The sequence below is a fragment of the Pseudomonas sp. genome (genome assembly GCF_050739935.1).
Taxonomy (GTDB): Bacteria; Pseudomonadota; Gammaproteobacteria; order Pseudomonadales; family Pseudomonadaceae; genus Aquipseudomonas.
The window spans coordinates 1-10,266 of record NZ_JBOICF010000096.1 but is presented as its reverse complement, the minus strand read 5'-3'; the positions used below and the strand labels follow the sequence as shown (position 1 = coordinate 10,266).

Annotated in this window: 6 protein-coding genes; 1 reads left to right on the top strand and 5 read right to left on the bottom strand. The window is 61.2% G+C overall.

The genetic code is table 11. The features are described from left to right. Positions 1 to 50: 50 nt before the first annotated feature. The 5 genes from relA to ACRER8_RS19070 all read right to left on the bottom strand — a co-directional run bounded on the left by relA (position 51) and on the right by ACRER8_RS19070 (position 7,080). Positions 51 to 2,294 (bottom strand): GTP diphosphokinase, encoded by a 2,244-nt coding sequence (relA, locus tag ACRER8_RS19090; RefSeq protein WP_431747765.1) that lies wholly within the window; start codon positions 2,292 to 2,294, stop codon positions 51 to 53. Between the two features lie 159 nt (positions 2,295 to 2,453). After that, positions 2,454 to 3,809 carry a 23S rRNA (uracil(1939)-C(5))-methyltransferase RlmD gene (rlmD, locus tag ACRER8_RS19085; RefSeq protein ID WP_431747764.1) on the bottom strand — a complete coding sequence of 452 codons (1,356 nt, stop codon included), beginning with the start codon at positions 3,807 to 3,809 and terminating at the stop codon, positions 2,454 to 2,456. Further along, a complete protein-coding gene (gene cysM / locus ACRER8_RS19080) occupies positions 3,809 to 4,711 on the bottom strand; it encodes a cysteine synthase CysM (RefSeq protein WP_431747763.1) in 903 nt (300 codons plus the stop codon). The genes rlmD and cysM overlap by 1 nt, the downstream gene beginning before the upstream one ends. A 259-nt stretch (positions 4,712 to 4,970) precedes the next feature. Next, positions 4,971 to 6,356 (bottom strand): histidine kinase sensor domain-containing protein, encoded by a 1,386-nt coding sequence (locus tag ACRER8_RS19075; protein WP_431747762.1) that lies wholly within the window; start codon positions 6,354 to 6,356, stop codon positions 4,971 to 4,973. Next, entirely contained in the window at positions 6,349 to 7,080 is a 732-nt protein-coding gene (locus ACRER8_RS19070; protein WP_431747766.1) for a response regulator transcription factor, read from the bottom strand. Before ACRER8_RS19070 ends, ACRER8_RS19075 begins: the two co-directional genes overlap by 8 nt. 269 nt (positions 7,081 to 7,349) lie before the next feature. Here ACRER8_RS19070 and ACRER8_RS19065 point away from each other — a divergent pair, with 269 nt between their 5' ends. Further along, complete coding sequence (locus tag ACRER8_RS19065; protein ID WP_431747761.1) at positions 7,350 to 10,103, top strand: ATP-binding protein; 2,754 nt, start codon at positions 7,350 to 7,352, stop codon at positions 10,101 to 10,103. Positions 10,104 to 10,266: the final 163 nt, after the last annotated feature.

The following is a 10,266-nucleotide window of genomic DNA, read 5'->3' as shown; positions in this document are numbered from 1 at the left end:
CTGTGGGAGCGAATTCATTCGCGAGGCGTCAGCGCAGACACCACCCTGTATCAAGGCGTTCTGTTACGCCGCGTCTCGATGATGTTCGGCAACTGCGAGATCCGTCCCAGCAGACGCCCCAGCGCGTCCAGCCCCGGAATCTCGATGGTCAGCGACATCAGCGCCGTGTTGTCTTCCTTGTTCGAGCGAGTGTTGACCGCCAGTACGTTAATGCGCTCGTTGAGCAGCACCTGAGACACGTCACGCAGCAGCCCGGAACGGTCGTAGGCGCGGATGATGATGTCCACTGGATAGGTGAGCACCGGCACCGGACCCCAGCTGACCTGAATGATCCGCTCAGGTTCGCGCCCGGCCAGTTGCAACACCGAGGCGCAGTCCTGACGGTGAATGCTCACGCCGCGGCCCTGAGTGATGTAGCCGACGATGGCATCGCCCGGCAGCGGCTGGCAGCAACCCGCCATCTGCGTCATGAGGTTGCCGACGCCCTGAATCTGAATGTCGCCACGCTTGCCGGGCTTGTAACCAGTGGCCTTGCGAGGGATCAGTTCCAGCTGTTCGTTACCGCGCTCCGGCTCGACCAACTGCTGCGCCAGGTTGACCAGTTGCGCCAGTCGCAAGTCACCGGCGCCAAGGGCGGCAAACATGTCTTCGGCGATCTTCATGTTGGCTTTTTCCGCCAACTTGTCGAAGTCCACCTGCGGCAGCGCCAGGCGCGCCAACTCGCGTTCAAGCAGCACCTTGCCGGCCGCCACGTTCTGATCGCGGGCCTGCAGTTTGAACCAGTGAACGATCTTCGCCCGCGCCCGCGAGGTGGTGATGTAACCCAGGTTCGAGTTCAGCCAGTCGCGGCTCGGCGTACCGTGCTTGCTGGTAATGATCTCGACCTGCTCACCGGTCTGCAGGCTGTAATTGAGCGGCACGATGCGCCCATTGATCTTGGCGCCACGGCAGTTGTGCCCGATCTCGGTGTGCACGCGATAGGCGAAGTCCAGCGGCGTCGCGCCTTTGGGCAGGTCGATGGCATGACCGTCCGGGGTAAACACATAGACCCGATCCGGCTCGATATCGACGCGCAGCTGTTCGGCCAGTCCGCCGATGTCGCCCAGCTCTTCATGCCACTCCAGCACCTGACGCAGCCAGGAGATTTTCTCTTCGTAGTGGTTGGAACTGGATTTGACGTCGGTGCCTTTGTAACGCCAGTGAGCGCACACACCGAGTTCGGCCTCTTCATGCATGGCGTGGGTGCGGATCTGCACTTCCAGCACCTTGCCCTCGGGGCCGATCACGGCAGTATGCAGCGAGCGATAGCCGTTTTCCTTGGGGTTGGCGATGTAGTCGTCGAACTCCTTGGGAATATGTCGCCACAGGGTGTGGACGATCCCCAGCGCGGTGTAGCAATCGCGCATTTCCGGCACCAGCACACGCACGGCGCGAACGTCGTAGATCTGGCTAAATTCCAGACCTTTGCGCTGCATTTTGCGCCAGATCGAATAGATGTGTTTGGCCCTACCGCTGATGTCAGCCGTGACGCCGGTGGCCAGCAACTCGTTTTCCAGCTGCGACATGACCTCCGTGATGAAGCGCTCGCGATCGAGGCGCCGCTCATGCAACAGCTTGGCGATCTGTTTGTACTGCTCAGGCTCCAGATAGCGGAAGGAAAGATCCTCCAGCTCCCATTTGATGTGGCCAATCCCGAGGCGGTGGGCCAGCGGTGCGTAGATGTCGAAGACTTCCCGGGCAACCCGGTTGCGCTTCTCGTCGTCAGTGTTCTTCACGGCACGGATGGCGCAGGTCCGCTCGGCGAGCTTGATCAGCGCCACGCGAACGTCGTCGACCATGGCCACCAGCATCTTGCGCAGGTTTTCCACCTGAGCCTGAGTGCCGAGCACCAATGACTGACGAGGGCTGAGACTGGCGCTGATCGCCGCCATGCGCAGCACGCCGTCGATCAGTTTGGCCACGGTCGGGCCGAAGCGCTGACTGACGTCTGGCAAGGGAATCTTACCTTCACGCACGCCTCGGTAGATCACCGCGGCGATGAGCGAGTCCTGGTCGAGCTTGAGGTCGGCCAGGATTTCAGCGATTTCCAGACCCGTCTGAAAACTCGACGTGCCTTCCGCCCAGAGGTTCTTGGCGGCGTTGTCCTGCTGCTCGGCTTGCCGGGCAAATTCACAGGCCTCTTTCAAAGCCTGTCGGTCCACTGCGAGGTCGACGCTGACCACATGATCAAGCCATGCGTCGAGATTGATACTGCCGTCTGTGTTTATCGGCTGGTGTGCTCTCACCTGTACCATGTTGCTTACCTTCCCTACGGCGCGATGAAATGCGCCATCAGTCGCCGGCCTTCTTCAGCGCATGTTCCTTGCGGGCCTTGCAAGGTCTCGCATGCGCGGGCCAGTCGGATTAAACGAGACTCCATGTAAGGCAGCAGCTTGTTGCCCCTGGCCGCCGCCTCACTTACTCGCTTCAAATAACGCCATCGCCTCGACATGTGCTGTCTGCGGGAACATATCGAGAATTCCGGCACGTTTTAATCGGTAGCCCTGCCTGATCAGTTCGACGGTGTCGCGCGCCAGGGTAGCTGGGTTGCACGACACATATAGCAATCGTTCGGCACCCAGTTTCCTGAGTTTGCCGACCACTTCGAACGCCCCGTCACGCGGGGGATCGAGCAGTACTGCGCGGAAACCTTCCGCCACCCATGACGCCTTGTCCAGCGGCTGAGACAGATCCGCCTGATAAAACTTCACATTGTGCAAATCATTGCTCACCGCGTTGGCGGCCGCCCGTCGAACCATGGTCTCGACGCCCTCCACCGCCACCACTTCGCGCGTGATTTGCGCCAGCGGTAGAGCGAAGTTACCAAGCCCGCAGAACAAGTCCAGCACTCGTTCATCCGGACGGGGCGCAAGCCACGAAATTGCCTGTGCGATCATCGCCGTGTTGACCTGTGCGTTGACCTGCACGAAGTCGCCGGGACGATAAGCCAGCTCAAGATTCCACGGCTGCAGGTGATACCCCAACTGCGCCGAGGCATCCACAGGCTGCGGCTCTCCCTCGCCGTGCAACCACAGCTGCGCGTCATGGCTTTCGCAAAAGGCCTTGAGGATTGCCAGATCCTTGTCTGCCAGCGGCGCGGTGTGTCGCAGCAGAACGGCATTGGCCGAACCACTGAACAACTCGACATGCCCCAGCGCCTGCGGTTTGCTCAGGCTGGCGAGCATGGCCGGTAACGCGGTCATGACCGGTTGCAAGGCCTGTACCAGCACCGGGCATTCTTCGATGGCGATGATGTCGTGACTCGATGCCGCTCGAAAACCCACGTCCAGACGTTTGCCTTTTGCATCCCAGCGAACGGCGATACGGGCGCGACGGCGGTAGGCGTACTCGTCACCGGTCAAGGGTGCTGCCCACTCTTCGGGTTCGACCCCGGCGACGCGACTCAACTTCTCGGCGAGCATGCGCTGTTTCAGGGCAAGCTGTTCGTCGCGGGGCATCTGCTGCACGCTGCAACCGCCGCAACGACCGAAGTGTTTGCAAGGTGCCGGGCGGCGCAAGGGGCTTGCCTCAAACACGCGCTCGGTACGCGCTTCGACCACTTTGCCGTGAGCGCCCAGCACCCGCGCTTCAACCTCTTCACCCGCAAGGCTCCCAGCGACGAACCAGGTGCGACCTTCCACGAAGCCGATTCCGCGACCATCGTTAGCCAGCCGCTCGATGCTCAAACGTTGTTTTTTACCGGTGGGGACCTGCGTCGTCCGGGTGCCGCCACTGGGCTGGAAGCGCAGGCCTGTTTCACGCTTGGCCATCAGTTGGGCGCATCGTAGACACCGGTCGACAGGTAACGGTCGCCACGGTCACAGATGATCGCGACCATGACCGCATTTTCCACTTCCTGCGACAGGCGCAACATGCCTGCCACGGCGCCGCCCGAGGAAACGCCACAGAAGATGCCTTCTTCACGCGCCAGCCGACGCATCACGTCCTCGGCTTCGCTCTGGGCCATGTCCACGATGCGGTCGACACGGTCAGCCTGGTAGATCTTCGGCAGGTATTCATGGGGCCAGCGACGGATGCCCGGAATCGAAGCTCCGTCCATGGGTTGCAGGCCGACGATCTGGATCTCCGGATTCTGTTCCTTGAGGTAACGCGAGGTGCCCATGATGGTGCCGGTGGTACCCATCGAGCTAATGAAATGGGTGATGGTGCCGCCGGTCTGCTGCCAGATTTCCGGGCCGGTGCCGACGTAATGCGCTTCAGGGTTATCACCGTTGGCGAACTGATCCAGCACCTTGCCATGACCTTCGGCCTGCATGCGCTCGGCCAGATCGCGGGCGCCTTCCATGCCCTCCTCCTTGCTGACCAGAATCAGTTCGGCGCCATAAGCGGTCATGGCCGCCTTGCGCTCGGCGCTGGAGTTGTCGGGCATGATCAGGATCATGCGATAGCCCTTGATCGCCGCAGCCATGGCCAGGGCGATGCCGGTGTTGCCGGACGTCGCTTCGATCAGGGTGTCGCCCTGATGGATCTGACCGCGCAGCTCGGCACGGGTGATCATCGACAGCGCCGGACGGTCCTTCACGGAACCGGCCGGGTTATTGCCTTCGAGCTTGAGCAGCAACGTGTTGCTGGTATTCCCGGCCATGCGTTGCAGACGCACCAGCGGGGTGTTGCCGATGCAATCGGCGATGGTTTGATACTGCAGGGTCATGGCGTGTTCGCGATCCAGACGTGCGGGGGTCGCCTATCATACCGGCAATCGCGTCAAGCCCATATCACGCAAAGTGAGTTCGATATGGCGAAAAGGAATAAGGCGTATCTACTGATCTTGCGCTCAGAGCAGATATCCGCAGCGGGAGCGAATTCATTCGCGAAAATGGCTGTGGTCATAGAGATGCATCGTCTGTACAGGCTACTCGCGAATGAATTCGCTCCACAGGTGGGGCGTCTGACTGAAATCCGGGTATGTACTACACCTGAACCAACGCATCCACTTCTCGCGCAGGCAAGCGCATGATCATGCGCAGTCCGTGATGGGTGTTTTCTGCCCACATGTCGCCGCCCTGCAAGCGCAATGAATTGCGGGCGATGCTCAGGCCCAGGCCGAATCCGCCGTCGCCGGGCCGTGCTCCGTCGAGGCGGATGAAGGGGGCGAAGATACGTTCCAGGTCGCTGTCGTCGACGCCGCCGCCCTGATCTTCCAGCCATAGCAGCCAGTCCTCGCCATCGCGCCGCCCGCCCAGGCGCACGATGCCTTCGGCAGGAGAATGGCGAATGGCGTTACGCAAGATGTTTTCCAGAGCCTGCGCCAGCGTGTTGAGGTGGCCGCGCACCCAGCACTCGCTGTCCAGATCGCAGACGAATTGCCGAGACGGCCAGCAGCTTTCGAACCGGGCGTTGTCCACCAGCATGTCCCACAACGCCAGCACCTGGATGTCTTCATCAGGCAGTTTTTCCCGCTCGGCATCGAGCCACGCCAGATGCAGCGTGTCGTCCACCAGGCGACGCATGCCCTCTACTTCACGGCTCAAACGCTCGCGCAATTGCGGCAGACTCTGCTCACTGTCGCAAGCCACCCGCAGGCGGCTCAAGGGCGTGCGCAGTTCGTGGGACAAATCCCGCAACAGCTGTTGCTGGATCTGCACGGTCGACTGCAGGCGTGCCGCCATGTGATCGAAGGCGCGATTGAGCTCACCCAACTCGTCCTGCCGCGAGGTCATTTGCGGCGACAGGCGATTGGACAGACGATCGGCACGCCAGGCATTGGCCTGCTCGCGCAATTGATTGAGCGGGCGGATGAGCAGCCGATAGAGCCCGACGCACAGCAGCAAGGTAAACAGCCCTGGTATCAGCACATTGGTCAGCATCTGCCAGACCAGCGCGTAGCGCCCGGGCTTGAAGCGTTCAGGCAGCTCGATGACCAGACTGCCGACGGCGGGATCACTGGGAAACGCAATCTTCAGCCAGGGCACAGTCTTCTGCCGCCGACTCATGGGCCAGTCGACGCCACGCATGAAGGTCAGGCGCTGCATCTGACTGTCATCCAGCGGCACGCTGCTCAGCGATTGCAGATCGTGGCCGATGACCCCAACCCAGCCGTTTTCGTGGCGACGGGTTTCCCGCAGCCAGTCGTCTATACCCTTTTCTTTACCCACCACCCACGCCTGCTCAGCCTCGGCGGCATAGCTGTTGAGCACGCGCCGGGCCTCCGGCGAAAGAAAGGCACTCTGGGTTTCGACGTAGCGCCCCCAGTACCAACTGAGCCAGATCATCAGCAAGCAGAAACCCACCAGCAGAAAGGCCAGTTTCCAGAACAGCGAGTGTCTGCCCGGCAAGCGGGAACGTGGCTCAGTCATCCTGTTCTGCTGCCGTCAGCACATATCCCTTGCCCCACACCGTGCGCACCTGATGCACCTCGTACCCAATGGATTTGAGCTTGCGGCGGATCTGACTGATGTGCATGTCCAGGCTGCGATCGTGTTGGGAATAACCGCGCTGCAACACATGCTGATAAAGGAAAGGTTTGCTCAGGACATCCTCGGGATTGCGCCACAGAGTTTCCAGCAGACGGTACTCGCTGCGGGTCAACTGCGCGGCCTTGTGGCCGAAGGTGACGTCGCACAGACCCTCGTCGAAGGTCAGCTCGTGGACGCTGGGAGCGATCGGCGCTTGAACGGTGATATTGAAACGCCGTTCCAGCTCCACACGCCGCAGGATGGCTTCGATGCGCACCCGCAACTCATCGACGCTGAAGGGCTTGGGCAGGTAATCATCGGCACCGTTGCGAAAACCAGTGATGCGATCGGCCTCGGCACCCAGCGCCGACATCAGGATGATAGGCATCGAGTATTGACGACGCAGGTGAGTGAGGATGTCCAGACCGTTCATACCGGGCAGCAGGATGTCCATCAGCACCACGTCGAAGGGCTGTTGCTGCGCGCGTTCGAGACCCTCCGCGCCGTTCTGGCACCAAGTGACGTGAAAGCCGCAACGATCCAGCTGATCGTGAACGAACGCGCCCAGCACGAGGTCGTCCTCGATCGCGAGTATGCTCGGGCGGTGAATGATTGCGGGATTCATTGGCGTCTGCGACTGATTCTCAAGATCGCGATTATTCAAGATTGCTCGACCATGAGCAATGGCGGCTGATCGAAGAAAGGTTCATCAGTGTTCGCTGATCGCCGATTTGGCCGCGACGCCATTAACTCGGGAATGCGGGCGCGCAAATGGCTACACTGCGCTGACTGCCAAAGGGCTGTCTGCCAAGAACAAGGCGACCATGGCGCAGGCCTTGCTGCGGTTCTCTTAGGAAGACCTGAGCACGTGACCGAGATTGCCGGAGAAAAAATGTGCTGAACAAATTGGGCATCAAAGGCCGCGTATTGCTGCTGACCCTGCTGCCAACCTGCCTGATGGCGGGGCTGCTGGGCGGTTATTTCACCTGGATGCAGCTCTCGGAGTTGCGGACTCAACTGCTCAAGCGCGGCGAGATGATCGCCAACGAACTGGCCCCTTTATCCGCTGCGGCGCTGGCCAACCGCGATGAGCCCATGCTCGAGCGTATCGCAGGCCAGGTGCTGGAACAGGCCGACGTCCGCGCGGTGTCGTTTCTCGATGCCGACCGCAATATGCTGGCTCACGCCGGCCCGACCATGATCAATCAGGCGCCGGCCGGCAATAGCACGCACATGCTGCAGCGCTCCGATAACGACGCAACGCGCTATTTAATGCCGGTTTTCGGACGCAATCGGCACCTGACCGGCAGCGTCATTCCCGAAGAAGCCGACCGGCTGCTCGGTTGGGTCGAGCTGGAACTGTCCCACAGCGGCACGCTGCTGCGCGGTTATCGCAGTCTGTTCGCCAGCCTGCTGCTGATCATCGTCGGGCTGGGCCTGACCGCGATGCTGGCGTTGCGCATGAGCCGCACCATCAACGGGCCGATCGCGCAGATCAAGCATGTGGTGGCGCAGCTGAAGGATGGCAATCTGGAGGCGCGACTGCCGCCGATGGGCAGCAGCGAGCTGGACGAACTCGGTTCGGGCATCAACCGCATGGCCGCAACCCTGCAGAACGCACAGGAAGAACTGCAGCACAGCATCGAGCAGGCGACCGAGGATGTGCGACAGAATCTGGAGACCATCGAAATCCAGAACATCGAACTGGATTTGGCGCGCAAGGAGGCGCTGGAAGCCAGCCGCATCAAATCCGAGTTTCTGGCCAACATGAGCCACGAAATTCGCACGCCGCTCAACGGTATTCTCGGGTTTACCCATTTGCTGCAAAAAAGCGAACTGACGCCCCGGCAGTACGACTATCTGGGCACCATCGAGAAGTCTGCCGACAACCTGCTGAGCATCATCAATGAAATCCTGGATTTCTCGAAGATCGAGGCAGGCAAGCTGGTGCTCGACGCCATTCCGTTCAACTTGCGCGACCTGCTGCAGGACACCCTGACCATCCTCGCCCCCGCAGCCCACGCCAAACAGCTGGAGCTGGTGAGTCTGGTGTACCGGGACACGCCGCTGTCGCTGGTGGGCGATCCGCTGCGGCTCAAGCAGATCCTCACCAACCTGGTGAGCAATGCCATCAAATTCACCCGGGAAGGCACCATCGTCGCCCGGGCCATGCTCGAAGACGAACAGGACGACAAGGTTCAGTTACGGATCAGCGTGCAGGACACCGGAATCGGCTTGTCGAGTCAGGATGTGCGCGCGTTGTTCCAGGCGTTCAGTCAGGCGGATAACTCGCTGTCGCGGCACTCCGGCGGTACCGGTCTGGGGCTGGTGATTTCCAAGCGGCTGATCGAACAGATGGGCGGCGAAATCGGCGTGGAAAGCACGCCCGGCGAAGGCTCGGAATTCTGGATCAGCCTGACCCTCCCGAAAACCCGCGACGACCTGGAAGACCTGCCTGCGCCGCCGTTGATGGGCCGTCGCGCGGCAGTGCTGGAACACCACGATCTGGCGCGTCAGGCGCTGGAACACCAGTTGGAAGATTGCGGCCTGCAGCCGATGGTCTTCAACAATCTGGAAAACCTTATCAACGGCGTAACGGTGGTGCATCAGACGCCGCATGCCATCGAAATGGCCGTGCTGGGGGTGACTGCTCACCAATTGCCTCCCGAGCGTCTGCGCCAGCAGATCTGGGATCTGGAAAACCTCGATTGCAAGGTGCTGGTGCTGTGCCCGACCACCGAACAGGCGCTGTATCAGGTGTCGGTGCCGGATCCTTACATCCAGTTGCAGGCCAAGCCTGCGTGTACGCGCAAACTGCGCCGCGCGCTGTCCGAACTGATCAACCCCAAGCAGCTGCGCAACGAAGTTCCGGAGCCTGTGTCCAGCCGCCCGCCGCGCATTCTGTGTGTGGACGACAACCCCGCCAACCTGTTGCTGGTGCAGACGTTGCTCGAAGACATGGGTGCCAAGGTGCTGGCCGTGGACAGCGGTTATGCAGCGGTTCAGGCGGTCCAGGACGAGACGTTCGATCTGGTGCTGATGGACGTGCAGATGCCGGGAATGGACGGGCGTCAGGCCACCGAGGCCATTCGCAGCTGGGAAACCGAGCTCCAGGCGACGTCGCTGCCGATCGTCGCTCTCACCGCCCACGCCATGGCCAACGAAAAACGTGCCTTGCTGCAAAGCGGCATGGATGACTACCTGACCAAGCCGATCAGCGAGCGGCAGCTGGCGCAGGTGGTGTTGAAATGGACCGGTCTGGCTCTGCGCAATCAGGCGCCGGAGCGGCATCACGAGATCAGCCATGGCAACGTCAATCTGCAAGTGCTCGATCATGAAGAAGGTTTGCGTCTGGCCGCGGGCAAGGCTGATCTGGCCGCCGACATGCTGGCCATGCTGCTGGCCTCGCTGGGCACCGACCGCGAAGCCATCCGTACAGCCCGCGAGACGCGTGATCATGTGGCGTTGATCGAACGCGTCCACCGCCTGCACGGCGCCACCCGCTACTGCGGCGTCCCGCAACTGCGCGCTGCCTGCCAGCGCAGCGAAACCCTGCTCAAACAGGATTCCCCGGAAAGCGACAAGGCGCTGGATGATCTGGAGAAGGCGATTACGCGATTGGAGATTGAGGCGCGGGTGAGTGCTTGATGTGGGTCAGGTGGTGCTTGGTGATGACGGCTATTCTCCAGGTGCGATGGCATTCTCGATATCGCCGCCGGCAAGCCGGATTGGCACAGGAGTGGGTCGTACCCGTGGTTGGCGTCTATCAGGAAAAACTGTAGGAGCCGGCTTGCTGGCGAACGCGGTGGGT

Bases quoted from the DNA above. Each gene is read 5' to 3' on its own strand.
- relA (WP_431747765.1), bottom strand. From the start codon at position 2,294: ATGGTACAGGTGAGAGCACACCAGCCGATAAACACAGACGGCAGTATC.
- rlmD (WP_431747764.1), bottom strand. From the start codon at position 3,809: ATGGCCAAGCGTGAAACAGGCCTGCGCTTCCAGCCCAGTGGCGGCACC.
- cysM (WP_431747763.1), bottom strand. From the start codon at position 4,711: ATGACCCTGCAGTATCAAACCATCGCCGATTGCATCGGCAACACCCCG.
- ACRER8_RS19075 (WP_431747762.1), bottom strand. From the start codon at position 6,356: ATGACTGAGCCACGTTCCCGCTTGCCGGGCAGACACTCGCTGTTCTGG.
- ACRER8_RS19070 (WP_431747766.1), bottom strand. From the start codon at position 7,080: ATGAATCCCGCAATCATTCACCGCCCGAGCATACTCGCGATCGAGGAC.